The sequence below is a fragment of the Williamsia sp. 1138 genome, assembly GCF_002095435.2.
In the GTDB taxonomy this organism is placed as follows: Bacteria; Actinomycetota; Actinomycetes; order Mycobacteriales; family Mycobacteriaceae; genus Williamsia.
In genome coordinates, this window is sequence record NZ_MJEJ02000050.1 from 153,009 (window position 1) to 174,269 (window position 21,261).

A 21,261-nucleotide genomic window follows, 5' to 3' on the forward strand; every position below is an offset into this window, starting at 1 on the left:
ATCAGTCGAGCACTGCGGTCGCCTCGACTTCGACCATGAGGTCGGGTTCACCGAGAGATGCGACGCCGAGCAGGGTGATGGGCTTCACCGGATCGACACCTAGCTTCGCCGCCGCCCTCGCGACGCCCTCACCGAGCAGAGGGTACTTGTCCTGCGACCAATCCACCACGTAGATGGTCAGCTTGGCGACGTCGTCGAACGAGCCGCCGATCTCCGTCAGCGCAGTTCCGATGTTGAGGTATGCCTGCTCGACCTGCGCAGCGAAGTCTCCCGCGCCGACCTGGTTGCCCTCGGCATCCCTCGCCACCTGTCCGGCAAGAAACACCAGCCTGGATCCTGTCGCGATCGAGAGCTGGCGGTACACATCGGGTTTCGGCAGTCCTTCTGGGTTGATCAGCTCTACGGCCATGGGGTTCCCTTTCGGTCGTCGGCGCCGCCCGCGGGTCGCCGTATCGTAAATATAGCAATGTTATGTATTGTGGTGCCATGGTTCGGACAAAAAATCCTCAGACCCGGTCGATGCTGATCGAACGCGCAGCACAGATGCTCCGTGCGCGGGAATCGGTGACGTTGCGTTCTCTGGTGTCGGGGACGTCGGTGTCGACGATGGCGGTGTACACCTACTTCGACGGCATGGACGGCCTGTGGAAGGCGCTGCGCCAAGAAGGCTTCACTCGCCTCGCCGCCAGACTCTCCGACCTGCAGATGTCCGACGATCCGGTCCGCGATCAGACCATGATGGGCGTCGCGTATCTGTCGAACGCGCTGCAGAACCCCGATCTGTACCGGGTCATGTTCGACACCAGCGCGGATCTGGAGGACGCGGCTGCAGCCGAGGCAAGCCTGCACCATCTCGTCATCGGCGCCGAACGCTGTTCGAGCGCAGGACGATTCCGGTCCGATCTCGATCCGACCGCGCTGGCGACCCAGCAGTGGATGATCGGGCACGGGCTGGCATCTCTGGTGGCAGGCGGTCCCCTACCCGAATCTGCACTCGCCCACGCCGTACCCATGCTGACAGCGTTGTTCGTCTCCGCGGGGGACGAACCGAGCCGGTGCGCGAGGTCCGTGGAGTCAGGATGGGCACTACCGGGCTGACACCGGTTTGTCGACGGTGCGACCCGTGCGGCAAGCTCAGGGGGTGTTTCGACTGCTGTTCCATGAACCTCGCATCCCACCGAACACGGGAAATGCGATCCGGCTCGCCGCCAACACCGGGTGTGAATTACACCTGGTGGAACCGCTCGGCTTCGACTTGTCGGAACCAAAGGTCAAGCGAGCCGGGCTCGACTACCACGACATGGCTTCGGTGACCGTCCACCCCGACCTGTTCGCCGCCTGGAAAGAACTTGCCCCACAACGGGTCTATGCGTTCACCGCTCACGCGGACACGTTCTATACAGACATCAGCTACCAACCGGGCGACGTGCTGCTGTTCGGTCCCGAACCGACCGGGTTGTCCGACACCGTGCTCGCAGACCCTCACGTGACCGAGCGGGTTCGCATTCCGATGCTGCCAGGGCGGCGATCACTCAACCTGGCGAACGCCGCCAGCATCGTGATGTACGAGGCCTGGCGACAGCACGGGTTTCCTGGCGCGGTGTAGCCGGTCTGCGCATCAGTCGATCGGCAGTCCACGCATGATGAACTTGCGCAGCATCGCGGTGGTCGGTTCCTCGATATGCAGTTCGGCATTGTCTGCCGCGGTCGGGGCGACCACGTTCAGCAGCAGCTGACCGCCTGCCAGGATGTCTGCGGAGTAGGCACTGCCGTCGCGGCTCCATTCCATGTGGAGCCCCCCTTCAGGGGTCGCGGTGGGCGTTGATTCCGCCCAGTACGAACTCTGTAGCCCGTCGAAATATTTCTCGAAGAATTCCTTGGCAGCCGAGGTCGGGGCCAGTGAGCCGGCACCCTGCCAGCCGTCCTCGAGTCCGAGAACGTGCTCGAGTTGGGCGTCGAGATTCTGCTTGGTGTCGCTGGGGTCCGCAGCACCGGGCGTTTGGCGGTCGAGATTGCTCGAATAATTGCTCAGGCTCATTTACCGATGTTAGGCGCCTTCCGCTCGGAGGCATAGAGCGGTCGCGGGGTGTTCATCTTCAGCGGTCCCAGTCCACGTGCTCCGCCAACGCCAGCAAGATGTTTCGGCGCCGCGGGCTGGTCGCCCCGATCCAGGCGATCTTGCCGTGGACATGCGCGTGGAAGTTCGGGTGCGCCGACCTGTTCTGCCCCTGCGCGCCGGTACGAATCGCGTTGTGCAGCAATGCACGCAGATTGTCGTAGTCATGTCGGGCGACGCGCGGTTGATCGTTGACCACCAGCCCGGCCAACTGCTGGCGTTGATGCGCACGCATCGTCTTCGTCTTGTCCGGATGCACGGTGAACCCTTCGTCGGCGATGATGCGGTGTACCACCCACAACACTGCTTCCGGGTTCATGTGATCGCCTGAGATCGCCAGGTCATCGCCATACCGGCTGTAATGCAATCTGTTTCGCTGCGCGTATCCCCAGATGCGGCGATCCATGGCACGCATGACGAGATTTGCCAACGCCGGAGAGGTCGGCGCCCCCTGCGGTAGGTGCCGCTGCCTCAGCAGCGTCGCCTGCCGATGATCGATGTGCCGAAGATGGCTGATGGGCGTGGTGGTCGTGCACAGTTCTGCCAGGACCCTCGCGGTCCTCTCGTAGCCCACCGCGTCGAAAACAGCCCGTACTCTGGCTGTTCCGATCGAGGTAAAGCAGTCCCGCAGGTCGAGCCTGACCACCACCGGCCGGTCGGTGTGCGGCCAGGCGAAGCTTGCGGTCGAGGTGCCGGGTACGAACCCCTGGGCAGCCCGATGCGGTGGGATGTGGTCGACAATGGTGCGCAGCATGCGCCGTTGGATTTCCCGAAGGTGGGGTTTGGGGGCCTCGATCATCCGGGCGCCGTGGCGTTTCGGCACCTGCCAGTACCGGTAATGCTGTAGCGGGCCGTCTTTCGTACGTAGCCAGTGACCGCGATCAGCGAACCACTCCAGTTCGCCGACAGTCAGGTTGAGCCAGCGGGCCACGTCCGAGTAGTCATGTAACCGGGGCAGGTCGAAGCGCATGCTCGGCTCGTCCGGATCCTCGAACGCGCGTCGGCGCGGCGCGCCTATCAGCGGCGTGAGGAAGGTGCGGACAGCGGCCAGATCGGTGGGCCGCTCGGGGAATCGTTCGAGCAGCATTCCGAGTAGCTCCGTGACCACAGCCTGTTCCATCGTCGCCACGAGCATCTCCACGATCGCTGAGACCGTCCACCGTGGATCGACCTCGAGCCTGGTCAGCAGCTGCTCGACCGAGTCGGCGGACAGGCGCAAGTCAGGACCCAGACCACCCAGGGAATAGCTGTCGGTCATGAAGCGGGGCCGGTCATGAGTCGGATACGCGGCGGGGAGGTGACCACGAACCTGTGTCGGCGGCGCCGCGCAGCACGCGGAGCGTGCCCGACGGCGTCGGACGCTGATACCAACTGTGAGATGTACCCAGGGGTTGCCCCTGAGACGGGTTCGAAGAACCCACTCTCACCTCCCCACCGCGCACAGGTGCCATCGTATCGACTATCGGTCGATACGAAACCTTTTCGTGCGAGCGGTCGCACCACCGGTGAGGATGACGCGAGACCTGGCCACGCCGAAATGCTTCGCCAACACGAGCGCAACGGCGGCATTGGCCTTGCCTTCGGTGGCTGGTTCACGCACGAAAATCGTCAGAGCACCGTCGTCTGCAACCTCGACCAGCGGCCCCTTGCGACTGTTCGGCTTGACGGTCACCACGATGTCGTCCACAGAAGCGATTATGGGCCCGCTCGATGCGAACAACGGCACGGTCAACGACTGTTGCGGCACGCTCAACGACTGTTGCGGCACGGTCAGCGGCTGTTTCGGCACGCTCGACGGAACCACACGCATGAAGGTCTGAGCGAGCGCAGCGATGCGAGGACCCGGCGGTCGGCCCCGCGTTGTCTGGACGGAGGAGCGAGGGAGCGCAGCGACCGAGTCGACGAAGGAAGACGACGCGCTGAAGGGCCGACAGCCCGCGAGCGGAGCGAGCCAAACCAGCACCTCTCAAGCCCAGTCCCTTGACCTCGTCCCGACTCTGAGGTCCATGCGTTGGAGGCGTTCTGCCACCACGGTCACGGCTCCTTCAGCGTTTTGCACCCGGCCGCGGATGAGCAGGGCCGGGGCCGTCTGGGCGAGTTTGCGGTACTTGGCCCACAACCCCACCGAGCAGACCACGTTGATCATCCCGGTCTCGTCCTCGAGGTTTACGAAGGTCACCCCTGACGCGGTGGCGGGCCGCTGCCGGTGAGTGACCGCTCCCCCGACGAGCACCCGCGAGCCGTCGGGTACCGACAGCAGATCGACGGCGGCGATCACGCCCAGGGCGTCCAGTTGTGGCCGGATGAACTCGGTCGGGTAGTTCCCCGGGCTGACCCCGGTGGCCCAGACGTCCGAGGCGGCCATCTCGACATCGCTCATCCCCGGCAGCGTGGGCGAGGTGTTGATCTCGTGCAGCGGGAGCCGGTCGGACTTCTCCTGCGCTGCCGCACCCGCATCCCAGAGGGCTTGGCGCCGACTGGTCCCGAAGCATTCGAGCGCACCTGCGGTCGCGAGCGCCTCGAGCTGCCGGGTGTTGACGTCGCAGCGCCGAGAGAGGTCGGCGGCATTGGTGAACGCCCCACCTGATTCGCGTTCGGCGACGATCGCCTCGGCCAGGTCGATACCTATGTGCTTCACCGAGCCGAGCCCGAGCCGTACGTCCAAGCCGGCGTTCTCCAGGTCCGCGTGCGGTTGCGACAGGTTGACGTCCGGCCCGTGCACCTTGACGCCGTGCCTCCGGGCATCGGCGACCAGTGACTGTGGTGAGTAGAAACCCATGGGTTGCGCCTTGATCAGGGCGGCGCAGAATGCGGCGGGATGGTGGAGTTTGAGCCAGGACGAATAGAACACGAGCGAGGCGAAACTCTGCGAATGACTCTCTGGGAAGCCGAAATTGGCAAACGCGGCCATCTTCTCGAAGACACGGTCGGCCACCTCACCGGTGATGCCGTGCAGCTCTTCCATTCCTTCGTAGAACCGTGCCCGCAGTCGCTCCATCTTCTCCGGGGAACGCTTCGACCCCATCGCCCGACGCAGCTGATCGGCCTCTGCGGACGTGAAGCCCGCCACGTCCACCGCCAGTTGCATCAGCTGCTCTTGGAAGAGGGGCACCCCGAGCGTTCTGCGCAATGCCGGTTCCATCGAGGGGTGTTCGCAGGTGGGCTCTTCCAGGCCGTTGCGGCGCCGGATGTACGGGTGCACCGAACCGCCCTGGATCGGACCCGGCCGGATCAGCGCGACCTCTACGACGAGGTCATAGAACTCACGGGGCTTGAGCCGGGGCAGGGTCGCCATCTGCGCCCGCGACTCCACCTGGAACACCCCGACGGTGTCCGCCTTGCAGAGCATGTCATAGACGGCGGCCTCGGTGAGGTCGATCTTTGCCAGATCGACGTGGATGTCGCGATGCTCGGCAAGAAAGTCGATGGCGTAGTGGATGGCCGAGAGCATACCGAGACCCAGCAGGTCGAACTTCACCAATCCGATTGCCGCACAGTCGTCTTTGTCCCACTGCAAGACGCTGCGATTGGGCATCCTCGCCCATTCCGTGGGGCATACATCGGCGATCGGGCGGTCGCAGATCACCATCCCGCCGGAGTGGATCCCCAGATGCCTGGGCATGCCGTTGATCTGACCGGCCAGCTCGAGCACGTCATCGGGGATATCACTGTCGGTGGGCTGGGCCTTGTCGTATCGCTGCACCTGTTTGCTCCAGGCATCCTGCTGTCCCACCGAATAGCCGAGCGCACGGGCCATGTCGCGGACCGACGACTTGCCGCGGTAGGTGATCACGTTGGCCACCTGTGCGGCGTTCTGTCTGCCGTACCGCTGGTACACGTACTGGATGGCTTCTTCGCGGCGGTCCGATTCGATGTCGACATCGATGTCCGGCGGGCCGTCCCTGGCCGGGGACAGGAATCGTTCGAACAACAGGCTGTTCCCCACCGGATCGATCGCGGTGACCCCGAGGGAGTAACAGACCGCCGAGTTCGCCGCACTGCCCCGACCCTGACAGAGGATGTCGTGGGTGCGACAGAACGAGACGATGTCGTGTACCACCAGGAAATAGCCGGGGAATCCGAGCGAGTCGATCACGTTCAATTCGTGTTCGATCTGCTGATATGCCTTCGGGTGACTCTGGGGTGGGCCATACCTCTCCAGCGCTCCCCTGGCCGTCAGTTCACGTAGCCACGAACTCTCGGTGTAACCCTCGGGCACATCGAACGGTGGCAGTTTGGGCGCGATCAAGTGCAGCCCGAACGCCAGATCCTGGGCCAGCATCGCGGCGTTGTCGATGGCGTCGGGATGCGCGCTGAGCAGTCGCATCATCTCGTCACCACTGCGCAGGTGCGCCCCGCCCAGCGGGCCGAGCCAACCGTCCATGTCGTCGAGGCTGCGCCTGGCACGGACCGCGGCCATCGCCATCGCCAACCGCCTGCGATGTGGCGCCGAGAAATGGGCGCCGGTGGTGGCCACCGTGGCGACGCGGTTGCGCCGGGCCACCCAGGCGAGTGCGGCATTGCGCTCATCGTCATCGGCGGCGCCCTGCGCCGTCAACTCCATCACCACGTTCTCGCGACCGAACTTCTCGATCAACGCCCGTAGTGCCGCTTCCGCAGCGGACGGACCGCCGGTCGACAAGGCTTGTCGCACACTTCCTTTACGGCAGCCGCTGAGGATCAGCCAGTGCCCGGCAGCGGCCTGGGCCAGGGTGTCGATGTCGAATCGGAGCAACCCCTTCTCGCCCGCCGCCATGTGCCCGTCCGCGAGTTGCCGGGACAATCTCCGGTAGCCCTCCTGGCCGCGGGCCAGCACCAGCAGATGCGCACCATCCGGGTCGGCCACCCCCGTGCGGGCCGAGTCGTGTTCCAGCGAGAGTTCGGACCCGAAGACCGTCGGCAGTTCCCACTCCAGGGCCGCCTCGGCGAACCGCACCACGCCGTAGAAACCGTTGTGGTCGGTGATCGCCAGCGCTTCCAGCCCGAGCCGGTAGGCCTCTTCGGCCATCTCTTCCGGACTGCTGGCGCCATCGAGAAAACTGTAGGAGGTGTGGGCGTGCAATTCGGCGTACCGAGTGTCAGAAACACCGCGATGAAGAGCACCTGCCTCGTAGGGCCCCCGCTTGCGCGACCAGGCCGGACTGTCACCACCGTCACCGGCGAATGTCTCACCCGGACGCCCACCAGCAGTCGGCCGTCCGGAAAGAACGCGCTCCATCTCCGACCAGGTCGGAGGGCCATTGTGCCAGCCCATACCTCACTATATCGAACATACATTCGACAGACAAGTTACCTGTTACCCTCGTTACATCAATGTCGGTTCGCGGGTGGGGACAGCGCCTCTGGCGGGGCTTCACCTTTCAAGGAGGAGCGCATCAATGTCCGACTACTTCATCACCGGTGGCACCGGCTTCATCGGCCGCCGTGTTCTGCGCCTACTACTCGCCGCACTCGAGGCCGAAGAGTCACCCGGGGGCGACTCGACGGTGTTCGTGCTGGTCCGGCCGGGCTCTGTGCAGCGATTGACCACCGCGAAGGCGCACTGGCCTGGCGGCGATCGCATCACGGCCGTCGAGGGCGACCTGACCGCGCCAGATCTCGGCGTCGACACCACCGCACACGACCTGTCGAACATCGAACACGTTCTGCACCTGGGTGCGATCTACGACATGGCCGCGAGCGCCGCCGATCAGCAGAGCGCCAATGTCGACGGCACCGCCCGGGTCATCGCATTCGCACGCGAGCGCGGCGCGATGCTGCATCACGTGTCGTCGATCGCGGTCGCGGGCGACCACGCCGGCGAGTTCACCGAAGCCGATTTCGATCTGGGACAACAATTCCCGTCTCCCTATCACCGCACCAAGTTCGAATCCGAGAGACTGGTCCGTGATGCCGAAAACCTTCGCTGGCGGGTATACCGACCTGCGATCGTGGTAGGTGATTCTGTCACCGGCGAAATGGACAAGGTCGACGGTCCGTACTACTTCTTCGGTTATCTGCGCGAACTCGGCCGGCTCCCCTCCCGATGGACAGTCCCCATGCCCGACATGGGTCTGACCAACATGGTGCCCGTCGATTTCGTCGCCGATGCACTCGTGACCCTCATGCGGCACGATCTGGCCGAGGCACCGCCCGGCACCCCCGATCCCGGCGGTGAGGTGTTCCATCTCGTCAGTCCGCATCCCCAGACGATCACCGAGATGTACAACGCGATCGCGCCTGCCTTCGCCGGACCGCACGGCCGCGACCTGGTACCCCACCGATTCGTTGCGCCAGTCGTCGACCGCAGCTCACACGGGGTGATCCGGACCGGACGGGATCTCATCGCCCGGCAGCAGGGCATCCCGCCCGCCATCCTCGACACCCTCTCGATCCCCACGATCTTCAAGGCCGACAAAACGTTCGGAGTACTGGCCGGTTACGGGGTGGCCCTACCCGACCTGGCCGACTACGGACCCGGCCTCTGGCGGTACTGGCATGAGCACCTCGACCCCAGCCGGCACCGCCGGCGCAACCCGGCAGGGCCGCTCGCCGGATCACACATACTGATCACCGGGGGCTCGGCGGGTATCGGCAAGGAGACCGCCCGGCAATGCGTACGCAAAGGCGCCGTGGTCTTCCTGCTGGCCCGTGGCGCCGACGAACTCGAGGCGGCGGTCGATGAACTGCGGTCCGAACAAACCGCACAGAACGGACACCGCGGCGAGGCCTACGCCTACCCCTGCGACATCACCGACAGCGAGGCGGTGAACCTCACTATCAAGGCAATCCTCACCGAACACGACCACGTCGACGTTCTCGTGAACAACGCCGGGCGCTCGATTCGACGGGCGACCATCGACGCGGTGGACCGCAATCATGATTACGAACGGACAATGGCTGTCAATTACTTCGGCGCGGTGCACCTGACTCTGGCATTGTTGCCTCATATGAAGGAGCGCAACGTCGGGCACATCGTGAATGTGTCGAGTATCGGTGTGCAGGCGCGCGGCCCGCGCTTTGCCGCGTACGTGGCGTCGAAAGCTGCCCTGGAGGCGTTCAGCGACGTCACCGCCACCGAAACGCTCTCCGACCACATCACCTTCACCAACATCCACATGCCGCTGACGCGGACCAAGATGATCGCGCCCACCGAGGCGTACGACAATGCGCGGGTCCTCAGTCCACAGACGGCGGCGGCGATCGTGGTGCGGGGCATCGTCGAGAAGCCACGACGTATCGACACCCCACTGGGCACCCTCGCGCAGATCGGCCAGTTCCTCACGCCGAAGCTGACCGGCCGACTGCATCACCAGGGTTATCTGCTCTTCCCCGATTCCGCTGCCGCCCAGGGCAAAACCGACGCCGCAGACGCCAATCGGGAAACAGGTGTGATCTCACGGGCGCACGATGTACGCGACCGCGCCCATGCACTCGCCCGACCAGCCCGCGTGGCGATGGTCGAAAGTGGCGCCCGCCGGGCGGCCCGCAAGACACTGAACCGAATACCAGGGATTTCGTGGTAGCTCCTTCGGAAGATTCCCACAGCGGCGACGACACCGACCGCATCTCCAGAGTCCTGGCTGCGACCGCAGGACTCGACACGCCATTGGCCGTGGTGGACGAAGTGGTGCTGAACGCCAACCTCGACCGGATGGCCGAGTTCGCCTCCGCCGCCGGTTTCGCGCTGAGACCACACGGGAAGACCCACAAGAGCCCGGAACTGGGGGCCCGTCAGATCTCCCGCGGCGCAATCGGCTTGACGGTGGCCACCGTGGGCGAGGCAGAGATCTTCGCAGCAGCCGGGGTCAGCGACCTGTTCATCGCCTATCCCCTGTGGCTCACCGAGGGCAAGGCCCGCAGGCTCCGCGCCATCATGGAACACGCAGACGTTCTACTCGCGGTCGATTCCACTGCCGGCGCCGCCCGTCTGGCGCATCACCTGCCACACGCACGAGTCGTCGTGGAGGTCGACAGTGGTCAGCACCGCACCGGTGTTCATCCGCAGCGGGCGGGCGACATCGGGCACAGCGCCGCGGCGGCAGGTCTACAGGTCCTCGGGATCTTCACGTTTCCCGGACACAGCTACTTTCCGGGCCGACCGGTGGCCGTCGGGGTCCAGGAGGCCAACGCACTGGCGATGGCCGCCCAGTCACTGCGGGCAGTCGACATCGATCCGGTGATCCGAAGCGGTGGATCGACACCGTCGGTGGCCCACGCCGATCCCACCGTGCTCACGGAGATCCGGCCCGGGGTCTATCCCTTCAACGATGCCCAACAGGTGGAGTTGGGTGTGTGCTCCTTGACGGATGTGGCACTGACCGTGGTGACCACGGTTGTACATCTCGACGGCAACAAAGCCGTCCTCGATGCGGGCAGCAAGGCGGTCGGAGCTGATCACCCGGCCTGGACCACCGGGGGCGGCCGGTTGCCGGAGTTCGCCGACGCCCGCGTCTCGTCGTTGTCCGAGCACCACGCGACCGTCGACTTCACCGATTCCGCTGAGCGACCCGGGTTGGGCGACCGGGTGCGACTGGCTCCCAATCACGTGTGTACAGCAGTCAATCTGACCGACGAATTGGTGATCGTCGACCATCACGGCACACTGACCAGATGGCCGGTGACCGCCCGCGGGGCGAACGCATGAAGCCGATCTGGGCGGTGGTCATCGCCGCCGCACTGACTGTCACCGCGTGCGCGCAAGGCGCGGAGGCGACTTCCACTGCGCAACTGACCAAGGCCTCCGGAGTTCGTTTCGACGAAATCGGTATCGACGAAGTACGCACCGCCGCAAACGAACTGGTCGAGGGCACCACCGAGTTCGGTATCGACATGTTGCGGCAGACCGGGCTGGATGTCAACAAGGTGGTTTCACCGTGGGGTGCGATGCTCGCACTGCAGATGCTGCGCGCCGGCGCGGGTGGCACCACCGCCGCCGAACTCGATGCGGCGCTCGGCGCGACCGATGACGACGCCATCGCGGCGATGATCGGTCAGCTCGACCGGATCGACGGCAATCCCGGCGACGTCGACAAAGAGAACCCTCCGACGCCACCGGTGTTTCACGAGGCCACCGGGATCTTCATCGACGAGTCACTCGATGTGGGTCAGGACTACCTCGCGACCCTGGGGCGCGTGTTCGACAGTGGCGTCTACCCGGTCGATTTCGCGGCGTCGCAGACGGAGGCGGCCATCAACAGGTGGTTGTCGATCAACACCGGTGGCCAGATCTCCGAAACCCCGACGACCTACGATCCCGACACGGTGATCAGTCTGCTGTCCACCGTGTTCCTCGCCGCCGCGTGGGAGCAGCCGTTCTCCCCGGCATCGACCGCCCCCGCTGATTTCACGTCCGCGAACGGCGAGATCGGTGAAGTCGACATGATGAACGCAGTTGTCACCGTGCCGTTCGGTCGTGGAGCAGGCTGGACCGGAGTGCAACTGCCGTACTCGGCCGGCCTGGCGATGCAGGTGTTCCTGCCTGAGGCGGGCATGGACACCTTCTTCACCGATGCGGCACTCTCAAACGCCTCCGATGCCCTGCGGGGGGCGCCGCAGACGTTGACCAAGGTGAGGCTGCCGAAGTGGGATATCAAGACATCGGTGGACCTGAAGGCCGTTCTGCAACAGCTCGGTGTTCGCGATCTGTTCGGTGACGCAGCCGATCTGACAGCGATCAGTCCGCAACTCGCGGTCACGGCAGCAGCTCAGGACAGCACCATCACTGTGGGAGAAAAGGGAACCCTCGCGGCATCGGTCACCCAGATCGACGTCGGCGTCACTGCGTTGCCGCCGCAGGAACCCGCCGAGTTCTTTGTCGCGAACCGGCCTTTCGTCTTTCAGATCATAGACACCGCAACAGGTTTACCACTCTTTCTCGGTACGCTCTCTCGGCCCGACAGGCAGTGATTTCTCAAACGCTCCAGAATTACGAGGACGCTCCACATATTTGTGGCGCGTCTTCGTAAAGCTGGAGCGTCTTCGTCGGGGGGCTACTCGTACACCCCTTCCACCGTCCACTGCCCCTGCTGATAGTGCAGTAGCAGCGCCCGCGAATCTTCGAGCAGCACCTGAGCTCTGGCATACGAACCACCGTGTGAGCCTGCTTCCGACTCGGACCACCATCGCTCGTCGGTGGCCCAGGGACCGGCCCACCAGTTCAGCCGCCAGGTCCGGCTGCCCCAGGTGAGACTGGCCGGTTCCCCGGTGAAACCACCACGTCCGGTGACCTCCACCGGATGATCCTCGGCGTCTCGCACACTCACCGGCGCCATCGGCAGTATGGATGGGGACGGACCCGGCACCCGTCCCGGCCACGGCGCCTGCGGGTCTGCCGCGGGTACGAGTTCGTCACCCAACGGCACCAGGGTGATCTGTTGTCCGGGACCACGGCCACCACTGCGCAGGGGTATCTGCACCCGATCTCCACCGAGCAACCCCTGCACCCGCACGAGAGCCCGGCGCACCCGTTCGGCCACTTCCCCGTCCCCGCCGGTAAGTCCACCACCTGTGAAACCCAACTGCAATGCGCCCGAACTGATCACCTCCACCGGGTCGAGACGCAGCAACACCACCGGCCCATCCGGCCGGTCCGCGGCATTGCGCCCGGACAGCCAGCCCTCCAGTTGCCAGCGGATCCTGTCGGCCGTCGCGTCGGGAGTGAGCGGATTGGCACAGCGCCAGGTTCGGGAGTACTCGCGGCCACTGTCGGTGACCGCCTGCACGGTGAGCCGGGTGCAGGCCACCGACGCCGCCGCCAGCACATCGTGTAGCTGTGCCGACAGCCGGCGTCCGATGAACGCCGCAGCGTCCACCCGATCCACGGGCGGGTCGCACTGGTGCTCCACCACCAGGTCCGGTGGGGGCGCCTGACCGGACGGCGGACGCTGCGGCATGGCCCGGGCCGTGCGGTGGGCGTAGATGGCGTCGGCCCCGAATCGGGTGGCCACGTCCGCGGCCGACAGACCGGCGAAGTCGCCGATTGTCCGAAGTCCCATCCGCCACAACAGGTCGACCAGCGCGAGGCGATCATCTGCGCACATGCTGGGCTCCACCGCCAATTCGGAGATGCGCAGTGGAGCAAGGAAATCAGCGCCTGCACCCACGGGGATCACCATGCCCCGCCGGGCGGCGATGATCGCGGTGAAGAGCTCGTCGGCGATCCCGACCTGGGATTCGATACCGCACGCGGAGACGATGTCCGTCAGTTTCTCTGCGGCGATCTCCTCACTGCCGAAATACCGTGCGACACCGCGCGCAGGCAATACCAGCAGACCGGGTCGCAGGACCTCCACGAGAGGAATCAGCTCGGCCACCGCTGCCACCACCGGCTCGAACAACCGGGCGTCACGGCACTGATCGTTGTCGGCCACCGTCAACTGCGGACACCTGGCCTGGGCATCACGTTTACGCATGTCCCGGCGCACCCCCAACGCCCGCGCCGACGCCGAGCACGCGATCACCCGCCCTGCCCCCAGCACCGCGACCGGCTGATCAGGAGAGAGGTCGATGTCCGACGCCGCGGCCACCGCCGGCCAATCCGGACACCAGAGACCGAACACCCGACCGCTCACAGCGCCACCTTCATGGTGTCCGACTCGCGCGACGCAGCAACCGAATCATGCTGCTCGGCAACGGCGTCCACCAACTGCACTCGTCCCCCGCTGTCGACCACATCGAGTCGGGTACTGGCACCGGAAAAGCCACGCCCCACCGAGCGCACCGTCAACGACACCCCACCGAGGCGGCCGTAACCACGCCGCCGTGCAACAGGCTGATGCCGGTAATCGCAGACCCTCGACTGCAGCTTGACATGCGCCCCCGACCAGGTGCCGTCGGTGACCACCAGGACTGCGCCTTTACTGCGCGCACGAGCCATCACCACGCGACTGCGGGACGGCGGCACCGAGATGCCACCGAGTCCGGCCACCACCAGATCGAGCCCGTCGAGCAGCACCGCGGCGATCTCGACGGGATCTGGGCCGGGATCTGGTATCACCGCGATCCTCGACAGATCACCACCCATCTCCACCACCCCCAGCAAGCACAGTTGCGGCTGTCCGATCACCGCAACATGTCCGCCGTCAGCACTCACCTGGGCGATCAGTGAGAGCAACAGTGAACGCGCTCCTTCCAGCGCCACCACCGTGCCCCTCACCAACCCCGCCGCAGGCAACAACTGTTCGAGCGCAGGCGGGACAGCAAGCCGATCCCGATCGGAGTACTTCTCCTGCGGCGTCGTCACTGCCGACATCTGACGTTGTGGCACAATTGATTCCGGTCGCGCCCTGGTGGTTGCCGAAGCCAGGGTCTGCCGCAACATCGCCAGCTTCGCAGCCTTGTCCGGGACTGTCTCCATCACCCGCATCGCACCTCCAGATCACTCCTCACCGAGATGAGGAAGCGGCTCAGGGAAGGTGGGCCACCGTCAGAACTCGAACACATTTTCGAACTTTCTGAGCGTAGGACAGCCCTCCGACAAGCGTCAACATCGACCGGCGCGTCGGCCAGATTTGTCTGGGCGAGTCGCACACACCAGGCACACCGTCCACTTGAGCCTCATCAGTCCACTAAGGTCGGACACGTGAGCGCCTCCGCATACCGCGTTCCCGGCCCGGACTATCTGGTCGCCGGGCGCTACCGGCTGCGCTCGAAGATCGGTGGCGGCGGCATGGGCGCCGTGTGGCTGGCCCACGACACCTTGCTCGACCGCGAGGTCGCCGTCAAACAGGTCCTCTCGGTGGCAGGCATGACCGAGGACTCAGCCGCCCAGATGCGCCAGCGGGCGATGCGTGAGGGCCGGATCGCCGCCAGGCTCAGTCACCGCAACGCCATCGCCATGCACGATGTGGCCCTGGAGTCGGGCGAACCATGGCTGGTGATGGAGTACCTGCCCTCGCGCAGTGTGGCCGAGATCCTTCATCAGACCGGCACCCTGCCCGTGCACCAGGTCGCGCAGATCGGCGCCCAGATCGCGGATGCGATGACAGAGGCACACGCCGCCGGGATCCTGCATCGCGACATCAAGCCGGGCAACATCCTGATCGCCGAAGGCCGCAATGCCGGCCTGGTCAAACTCACCGACTTCGGCATCTCCCGATCCAAAGACGACGTACAACTCACCCAGACCGGGGTCATCACCGGCACCCCGGCATATTTTGCGCCGGAGGTCGCCCGCGGCGACGATCCCTCCGAGGCATCAGACGTCTATTCGCTCGGCTCCACGCTCTTCACCGCCACCGAAGGTGAGCCACCCTTCGGCATCGACGACAATTCGCTGGTCCTCCTGCACCGGGTGGCAAGGGGCGAGATCAACCCGCCGAAACGGTCGGGTCACCTCGAAGGCGCACTGCTCGCGATGCTCGAACCCAGCCCTGCCCGCCGCCCGACCATGGCCGAGGTTCGCGACCGGCTCGCACAGGTGGCCGCGGGCGACAACGGCAACACGGCGATGATCCTGGCAAGTCCGCTCGATCGCACCTCATCGAACCGGCCGCAACGCCCCCCGACCCGGCGCATCCCCACCACCACCGAGTCCGGCCTCCCCGCTGTCACGCCATCCGGCGCAGCACGGCAGGATGCCCCGCACCCCTATCCACCCGTCGCCCCCGACCCCTGGCAGGTCACCCAGCACTCGCAACCGTCGTATCCCGTCTTCGGGCAGCAACCACCACAGCAGCAGTCACGGCACCTCGGCCTCGCCGCCGCGGTGTTCCTGGTCTTCGTGGTGCTCGCGGCGATCGCCATCACCTTGATCGCAGTCATCCGCTGAACAAACCCAGCCGACCCAGGCACACCCAGGTGTTGCAACACCTGGGTCTGCCTGGAGTACCTGGGTTTATGCGGAACTAACTGATGTGGCGGTTGGCAGCCCAGCGGGTCAGCGCATTTCGGTTGGACTGCTGAGTCTTTCGCAGCACATTCGATGCATGTGTCTCGACCGTCTTGATGGAGATCACCAGATCCTCGGCGATCTCACGGTAGGTGAAACCGCGGGCGAGCAGTCGCAAGACCTCCATCTCCCGGGGCGTCAGGGAATCGAGTTCCGGGTCGAGATGGGGTTCGGGTAACGGAGAACGCCCTGTGAAGGAGTCGAGTACGAACCCGGCGAGCCGCGGGCTGAACACCGCATCCCCGTCGGCCACGCGCCGCACCGAATCGGCGAGCTCCGGACCACCGATCGTCTTGGTCACGTAGCCGCGTGCCCCGGCCCGGATCGTCGCGATCACGTCTTCGGCGGCATCAGACACACTGAGCGCCAAGAACACCGGGGCCTTCTCGGGGGCTGCGTCGGCAATCCCCCGGAGCACCGCGATGCCTCCGCCGGCGGGCATGTGCACGTCGAGGAGCACCACATCAGGACTCGACTGCAGGATCCCGGTGACTGCATCGGCCACCGCACCGGCCTCGCCGACCACCTGCATGTCGATCTCCGAGGCAAGCTCGGCTCGCACCCCCGAACGGAACACACCGTGGTCGTCCACCAAGAACACCCGATACGGCTCGCTTCGCCCGGTCATCTCTCCCGCTCTCGGTTCACCGTTTCCCGGATGGACTCGGTGTCCTCGCCACCTTCCGGAGGGCCCGAGGGCTCGCTCCCGCGCGGCATGGCCATCCGCACGTCGACCCCGCGACCCGGCGTCGACTTGATGTCAACGGTACCGCCGTGTCGCTGTACCCGGCCTTTGATGGAGCCCGACACCCCGCGCCGATCCTCCGGGACCTGGTCGGCATCGAAACCGATGCCGCGGTCGCGGACGAACACCTCCACCAGATCACCATCGACCTCGGCGTAGACGTCGACCGATCGTTCCCCGGAATGCTTGGCGGCGTTGACGAGGGCTTCCCGCGAGGCGGCGATGAGGGCGGCCCATCGGCGTTGTTCGGTGCTCCAGGAAGGGTCGTCGGCAGTGACATCCCCGACGGTCACAACCTCGACCTCGACGCCGTAGTGGTCCTCGACCTCGGCTGCCACCGACTTCAACGCGGCGGTCAGCGATTCGCTCTGCGGGCCCACACCCCCGAACAGGTAGTTGCGCAACTCCCGCTCCTGGCTGCGCGCCAGCCGCTGCACCTCGTCCCCGTGGGCAGAACGCTTCTGGATCAACGCGAGCGTCTGAAGAACCGAATCATGAAGGTGTGCAGCGATTTCTTCTCGCTCCGCGGTGCGGATCCGGGCAGCCCTTTCGGCGCCGAGCATCCGTGCCATGCGCAACCACAACGGGATGGTCAGCAGCAACACACCCAGGACCGTCGCCGCGACCGCGAGCAGCGTCGCGCTCAGCCCACCGATCCGGTTGTTTCCCGCCAGGACGACAACGACGAGACCCACCACCACAAGTGTTGCGCCACCGGCGATCCGGGTCCAGGTCAGGGCACGCGCCGACCCTGATCGCGGACGCCAGCTGGAGTCGAGTTCGCGCCAGACCAGCGAGGCGCCGACGGCGACGACGACCAGCGGGATGAGGAACTGCGCAGGCGTTCCGGATGCCACGAACCCCACCGACACCACGGCGACCACACCGACGATGGCCAGACCGATGCCCTGCCTGCGTTCAGAGCTGCTCGGCGGTTCGGTGTCGGTGCCGGGCGGGCACATGAACCAGAGCAGCCCATAGGCACACACACCCGCCCCGGCCAGCGCACTCAAGATCACGAAGACGACCCGCACCCGAAATGCATCCATGCCAAGGTGATCGGCCACGCCACCGGCAACACCGCCGATGACACGGCCACCATCGCGGCGGTGCACGCGTTCGACTGTGGGCATCACTCGATACTTGCATGCGAGGACCGCTGTGCACATCAGGGTTGTTACCCAGATCGAAGTCCAGGGGGCAGATCAGGGTGAATCCCGATGGTCAACCCTCCGCTCGGTGCCCAGAATTGAGGCATGAACTTCAGGCCGGCTCGACCATGAAGACGGAGACGAAGCGGAGCGGAGCTCGACCATGATGACGTATAAAAAGCGAAGCGGAGCTCGACGATGACGAATACCGAGCATCAAGGCACGAAGAGTGGTTCGCCGTTCAATTCGGACGAGCTCCACAACATCTGGCGTACCCGACCTGCCCGTGCGGCGGCGGGCTCGTCCATCGCGGGTGTCGCCACAGGCATCGGCCTGCGGTACAAGGTCGACCCGACGCTGGTCAAGGTCGCTTTCATCGTCTCGGCTCTTTTCGGTGGCGCAGGCATCCTGATCTACATCGCCGCATGGATCCTGTTACCCGAGGGCTCGGCGTCGGCCGGAGCTGCCGCGCAGGACACCCATGCCAACCGCCTGCTGCACGGATTCCGGCATGCTTCGTCGCATCCCCCGACCATCGTCGGCATCGTCATCGTCGTGGTCGTCGCGTTGGTCGCCGGGCCCCATCTGGCCTGGAGCGGCGGCGGCGTCGCCGGACTCGCACTGATGGCTCTGGGATGGTGGCTGTTGTACCAGCGGACCCCTATTCCGGAACCAGGCACCAGTGCCGACACGGTGGGTCAGCGACCCGTCGCACAGTCCGCTGCGCCCGGGTCCTGGTGGCAGGAGACGACCGGCGGGATCGATGAGGCCGGACAAGCGTTCCAGCGCTGGACTCCACGGGCGTGGCTGAAGGACGCGCCGGCGAGTGATGGCACCGTCGCTCCCGAGGGTGCGACAGAAGACTCACCCGGCAGCTCGCAGGACCCGCTAGTCCCGACACCGCCGGCGTGGGATCCGTTGGGAGCCGCTCCCTTTGCGTGGGACCTACCCGAACCCACAGAGCCGGAAACCGACGCCCGTCCGCGCTCGAGGTTCACCCCGGTGGTACTCGGTCTCACCGTCATCGCCACCGGTGTGGCTGCAGCGATCTCGGTCGGCACCGACTGGCTCGACCCGGTCAAAGTGGCCTCGATCGGACTGGCGGTGGTCGCTGCGGGCCTCTTGGTCGGCGCTTTCCTCCGACGAGGCGCGGGGTTGATCCCCGTGGCGATCGCGATGGCCGGCTTCGTCGTGGTGGCCTCGCTGATCGACGGAATGCCGTCCGGCCCGGTCGGCGACCGCGATTGGAAACCACTGACGAGCGCCGATATCCGGGACGAGTACACACTGATGATGGGGTCCGGCGAACTCGATCTGACTGCAGTCGACCTCACTGCGGACAAGAAGGTTTCCATCGACCTGGGCGTCGGAGAGTTCAAGATCATCGCGCCGAAAGACATGAATCTGCGCACCACGTGTGACGCGGCGATCGGTGAGGCGAAGTGCCCCGACGGCCTCGACGGCGGCACGGACGGGACGGCAGGTCCGGTGCTGACCATCGACGCCGACACGACCATCGGCAACGTGGAGGTCATCCGTGAGTAAGTTCTCACCCACCCAGGCCCTGGTCGGCATCGGCGTCGCGCTCGTCGCGGTCTGGGGACTGCTCGGCGGTCCCGACATCGACGGGTCGGGGGCCGGTCCGTGGGTCATCCTCGGTGTCACGGTCATCGTCGGACTCACCCTGATCTTCAGCGGTGGCCGCGGCAGGGGTCCCGATGCGAAGAAGTCGACGACCGCATCGCCGCCGGACAGTTAGCCGATCACTCCCACTCGATGGTGCCCGGCGGCTTGCTGGTCACATCGAGCACCACCCGGTTCACCTCTGGCACCTCATTGGTGATCCTGGTGGAGATGATCTCCAGAACTTCATAGGGAATCCGCGTCCAGTCCGCGGTCATCGCATCCTCGCTCGACACCGGCCGCAGCACGATCGGGTGACCGTAGGTTCGCCCGTCGCCCTGCACGCCCACACTGCGCACATCGGCGAGCAGAACCACAGGGCACTGCCAGATCTGGTTGTCGAGTCCGGCGGTCGTCAATTCCTCGCGGGCGATCAGATCGGCCTTGCGCAACAACGCCAACCGTTCACCGGTGACCTCACCGACAATTCTGATCGCCAGGCCCGGTCCCGGGAAGGGTTGCCGCGCAACGATTTCCTCGGGCAGACCCAGTTCCCGGCCGACCGCCCTGACCTCGTCCTTGAACAACAGGCGCAACGGTTCGACGAGGCTGAACTCGAGATCTTCAGGCAGCCCGCCGACGTTGTGGTGACTCTTGATGTTGGCTGTCCCGCTGCCCCCGCCGGACTCCACGACGTCCGGGTACAGGGTCCCCTGCACGAGGAAGTCGACCTTGTCGCCGTGCGCCGCCCGATCGCCGAGGACATCGGTGATCGCGCCTTCGAACGAGCGGATGAACTCACGGCCGATGATCTTGCGTTTGGCCTCCGGATCGCTCACCCCCGCCAGTTCCCGCAAGAAGGTCTCCTCGGCGTCCACGGTGACCAAACGCGCGCCGGTGGCAGCGACGAAGTCCTGCTGGACCTGCTCGCGCTCTCCTGCCCGCAGTAGGCCGTGGTCTACGAAGACGCAGGTCAGTCGATCGCCGATGGCGCGTTGAACCAGCGCTGCCGCCACCGCGGAATCGACACCGCCCGACAGCCCACAAATGGCCAGGCCGTCCCCGATCTGGGTCCGGACCTGTTCCACGAGCGCGTCGGCGATGTTGGCCGCCGTCCAGGTGGGTGCGAGGTCGGCGACCTCGTAGAGGAACCTGGTGAGGATCTGCTGTCCGTGTGGCGTGTGCATCACTTCCGGGTGGTACTGGACGCCGGCCATCCGCCGCTCGAGTGACTCGAACGCGGCCACCGGTGCACCCGGGGTCGACGCGGTGACGGTGAACCCGGGCGGCGGCTCCTGCACGGCGTCGTTGTGACTCATCCAGACCGGCTGCTGCTCGGGGGTTCCCGAGTGCAACACTCCGTCGCCTGCGGTGGTCAGAGTCGTCCGCCCGAACTCACGGCCGCCGGTGTTGGCGACGACGCCACCCAGGGCGTTGGCCATGGCCTGGTAGCCGTAACAGATCCCCATCACCGGGATACCCAGGTCGAAGAGGTCGTGGTCGATCCCCGGCGCGTCCTCGGAGTAGACCGACGCTGGTCCGCCCGAAAGAACCAGCGCCACAGGGTTCTTCGCTTTGATCTCTGCGATGGACGCGGTATGCGGGATCACTTCGGAGAAGATCCTCGCCTCACGTACCCGTCGGGCGATCAACTGGGCGTATTGAGCGCCGAAGTCGACCACCAGCACCGGTCGCGGGGCCACTGCTTCCACACCTGAATCTGCGCTGTCTGTCACCGGACCAGTCTAAACGCGCC

General features: G+C 65.6%; 19 protein-coding genes. 9 read left to right on the top strand and 10 right to left on the bottom strand.

The features are described from left to right. Position 1: 1 nt before the first annotated feature. Complete coding sequence (locus BH683_RS21610; protein ID WP_084838341.1) at positions 2-409, bottom strand: RidA family protein; 408 nt, start codon at positions 407-409, stop codon at positions 2-4. A 77-nt stretch (positions 410-486) separates the two neighbouring features. On the opposite strand from BH683_RS21610, the gene BH683_RS21615 reads away from it, so the two are divergent. Further along, entirely contained in the window at positions 487-1,098 is a 612-nt protein-coding gene (locus BH683_RS21615) for a TetR/AcrR family transcriptional regulator (RefSeq protein ID WP_084838342.1), read from the top strand. A gap of 43 nt (positions 1,099-1,141) precedes the next feature. Then, positions 1,142-1,606, top strand: coding sequence for a tRNA (cytidine(34)-2'-O)-methyltransferase (locus tag BH683_RS21620; RefSeq protein WP_084838343.1), 465 nt, complete (start codon positions 1,142-1,144; stop codon positions 1,604-1,606). A gap of 12 nt (positions 1,607-1,618) precedes the next feature. Here BH683_RS21620 and BH683_RS21625 read toward each other — a convergent pair whose 3' ends face one another. The 3 genes from BH683_RS21625 to BH683_RS29060 form a co-directional block, all read right to left on the bottom strand. Next, positions 1,619-2,038 (bottom strand): hypothetical protein, encoded by a 420-nt coding sequence (locus tag BH683_RS21625; RefSeq protein ID WP_084838344.1) that lies wholly within the window; start codon positions 2,036-2,038, stop codon positions 1,619-1,621. 58 nt (positions 2,039-2,096) lie between these two features. Then, on the bottom strand, positions 2,097-3,374 hold the full coding sequence (locus BH683_RS21630; RefSeq protein ID WP_084838345.1) for a reverse transcriptase family protein: 1,278 nt from the start codon (positions 3,372-3,374) through the stop codon (positions 2,097-2,099). 201 nt (positions 3,375-3,575) lie between these two features. Next, complete coding sequence (locus BH683_RS29060) at positions 3,576-3,803, bottom strand: DUF167 family protein (RefSeq protein WP_246833514.1); 228 nt, start codon at positions 3,801-3,803, stop codon at positions 3,576-3,578. Here BH683_RS29060 and BH683_RS29065 point away from each other — a divergent pair. Further along, positions 3,793-3,936 (top strand): hypothetical protein, encoded by a 144-nt coding sequence (locus BH683_RS29065; RefSeq protein WP_246833515.1) that lies wholly within the window; start codon positions 3,793-3,795, stop codon positions 3,934-3,936. The genes BH683_RS29060 and BH683_RS29065 overlap by 11 nt on opposite strands. Before the next feature lie 146 nt (positions 3,937-4,082). Here BH683_RS29065 and BH683_RS21640 read toward each other — a convergent pair whose 3' ends face one another. Further along, a complete protein-coding gene (locus BH683_RS21640) occupies positions 4,083-7,370 on the bottom strand; it encodes an error-prone DNA polymerase (RefSeq protein ID WP_084838347.1) in 3,288 nt (1,095 codons plus the stop codon). A gap of 124 nt (positions 7,371-7,494) precedes the next feature. Here BH683_RS21640 and BH683_RS21645 point away from each other — a divergent pair, with 124 nt between their 5' ends. Genes BH683_RS21645 through BH683_RS21655 form a run of 3 tightly spaced genes read left to right on the top strand, consistent with a single transcriptional unit; the run spans position 7,495 to position 12,004 of the window. After that, complete coding sequence (locus BH683_RS21645) at positions 7,495-9,621, top strand: SDR family oxidoreductase (RefSeq protein WP_084838348.1); 2,127 nt, start codon at positions 7,495-7,497, stop codon at positions 9,619-9,621. A 53-nt stretch (positions 9,622-9,674) separates the two neighbouring features. Beyond that, positions 9,675-10,742, top strand: a complete 1,068-nt coding sequence (locus BH683_RS21650; protein ID WP_281492331.1) for an alanine racemase — start codon at positions 9,675-9,677, stop codon at positions 10,740-10,742. Next, positions 10,709-12,004: a serpin family protein gene (locus BH683_RS21655; RefSeq protein ID WP_084838349.1), complete on the top strand. Its 1,296-nt coding sequence runs from the start codon at positions 10,709-10,711 to the stop codon at positions 12,002-12,004. The genes BH683_RS21650 and BH683_RS21655 overlap by 34 nt, the downstream gene beginning before the upstream one ends. A gap of 83 nt (positions 12,005-12,087) precedes the next feature. Here BH683_RS21655 and BH683_RS21660 read toward each other — a convergent pair whose 3' ends face one another. Together BH683_RS21660 and BH683_RS21665 are read right to left on the bottom strand one after the other, a co-directional pair. After that, on the bottom strand, positions 12,088-13,668 hold the full coding sequence (locus BH683_RS21660; protein ID WP_084838350.1) for a DNA polymerase Y family protein: 1,581 nt from the start codon (positions 13,666-13,668) through the stop codon (positions 12,088-12,090). Beyond that, positions 13,665-14,462: a hypothetical protein gene (locus tag BH683_RS21665; protein WP_084838351.1), complete on the bottom strand. Its 798-nt coding sequence runs from the start codon at positions 14,460-14,462 to the stop codon at positions 13,665-13,667. The genes BH683_RS21660 and BH683_RS21665 overlap by 4 nt, the downstream gene beginning before the upstream one ends. A gap of 216 nt (positions 14,463-14,678) precedes the next feature. Here BH683_RS21665 and BH683_RS21670 point away from each other — a divergent pair, with 216 nt between their 5' ends. Then, entirely contained in the window at positions 14,679-15,866 is a 1,188-nt protein-coding gene (locus BH683_RS21670; protein ID WP_084838352.1) for a serine/threonine-protein kinase, read from the top strand. Between the two features lie 76 nt (positions 15,867-15,942). On the opposite strand, the gene BH683_RS21675 is transcribed toward BH683_RS21670, so the two are convergent. Then, positions 15,943-16,614 (bottom strand): response regulator transcription factor, encoded by a 672-nt coding sequence (locus BH683_RS21675; protein WP_084838353.1) that lies wholly within the window; start codon positions 16,612-16,614, stop codon positions 15,943-15,945. Further along, complete coding sequence (locus BH683_RS21680) at positions 16,611-17,864, bottom strand: ATP-binding protein (protein ID WP_084838445.1); 1,254 nt, start codon at positions 17,862-17,864, stop codon at positions 16,611-16,613. Before BH683_RS21680 ends, BH683_RS21675 begins: the two co-directional genes overlap by 4 nt. A 216-nt stretch (positions 17,865-18,080) precedes the next feature. On the opposite strand from BH683_RS21680, the gene BH683_RS21685 reads away from it, so the two are divergent. Both BH683_RS21685 and BH683_RS21690 read left to right on the top strand, forming a co-directional pair. Then, positions 18,081-19,427, top strand: a complete 1,347-nt coding sequence (locus BH683_RS21685; protein ID WP_084838354.1) for a PspC domain-containing protein — start codon at positions 18,081-18,083, stop codon at positions 19,425-19,427. Then, entirely contained in the window at positions 19,420-19,641 is a 222-nt protein-coding gene (locus BH683_RS21690; protein WP_084838355.1) for a hypothetical protein, read from the top strand. The genes BH683_RS21685 and BH683_RS21690 overlap by 8 nt, the downstream gene beginning before the upstream one ends. A 4-nt stretch (positions 19,642-19,645) precedes the next feature. On the opposite strand, the gene guaA is transcribed toward BH683_RS21690, so the two are convergent. After that, positions 19,646-21,241, bottom strand: coding sequence for a glutamine-hydrolyzing GMP synthase (gene guaA, locus BH683_RS21695; protein ID WP_210405254.1), 1,596 nt, complete (start codon positions 21,239-21,241; stop codon positions 19,646-19,648). Between the last annotated feature and the right edge of the window lie 20 nt (positions 21,242-21,261).

Excerpts from the sequence above, each read along its gene's own strand:
- BH683_RS21610 (WP_084838341.1), bottom strand. The coding sequence starts at position 409 with ATGGCCGTAGAGCTGATCAACCCAGAAGGACTGCCGAAACCCGATGTG.
- BH683_RS21615 (WP_084838342.1), top strand. The coding sequence starts at position 487 with ATGGTTCGGACAAAAAATCCTCAGACCCGGTCGATGCTGATCGAACGC.
- BH683_RS21625 (WP_084838344.1), bottom strand. The coding sequence starts at position 2,038 with ATGAGCCTGAGCAATTATTCGAGCAATCTCGACCGCCAAACGCCCGGT.
- BH683_RS21630 (WP_084838345.1), bottom strand. The coding sequence starts at position 3,374 with ATGACCGACAGCTATTCCCTGGGTGGTCTGGGTCCTGACTTGCGCCTG.
- BH683_RS29065 (WP_246833515.1), top strand. The coding sequence starts at position 3,793 with ATGTCGTCCACAGAAGCGATTATGGGCCCGCTCGATGCGAACAACGGC.
- BH683_RS21640 (WP_084838347.1), bottom strand. The coding sequence starts at position 7,370 with ATGGGCTGGCACAATGGCCCTCCGACCTGGTCGGAGATGGAGCGCGTT.
- BH683_RS21645 (WP_084838348.1), top strand. The coding sequence starts at position 7,495 with ATGTCCGACTACTTCATCACCGGTGGCACCGGCTTCATCGGCCGCCGT.
- BH683_RS21655 (WP_084838349.1), top strand. The coding sequence starts at position 10,709 with ATGGCCGGTGACCGCCCGCGGGGCGAACGCATGAAGCCGATCTGGGCG.
- BH683_RS21665 (WP_084838351.1), bottom strand. The coding sequence starts at position 14,462 with ATGCGGGTGATGGAGACAGTCCCGGACAAGGCTGCGAAGCTGGCGATG.
- BH683_RS21675 (WP_084838353.1), bottom strand. The coding sequence starts at position 16,614 with ATGACCGGGCGAAGCGAGCCGTATCGGGTGTTCTTGGTGGACGACCAC.
- BH683_RS21680 (WP_084838445.1), bottom strand. The coding sequence starts at position 17,864 with ATGCCCACAGTCGAACGCGTGCACCGCCGCGATGGTGGCCGTGTCATC.
- BH683_RS21685 (WP_084838354.1), top strand. The coding sequence starts at position 18,081 with ATGACGAATACCGAGCATCAAGGCACGAAGAGTGGTTCGCCGTTCAAT.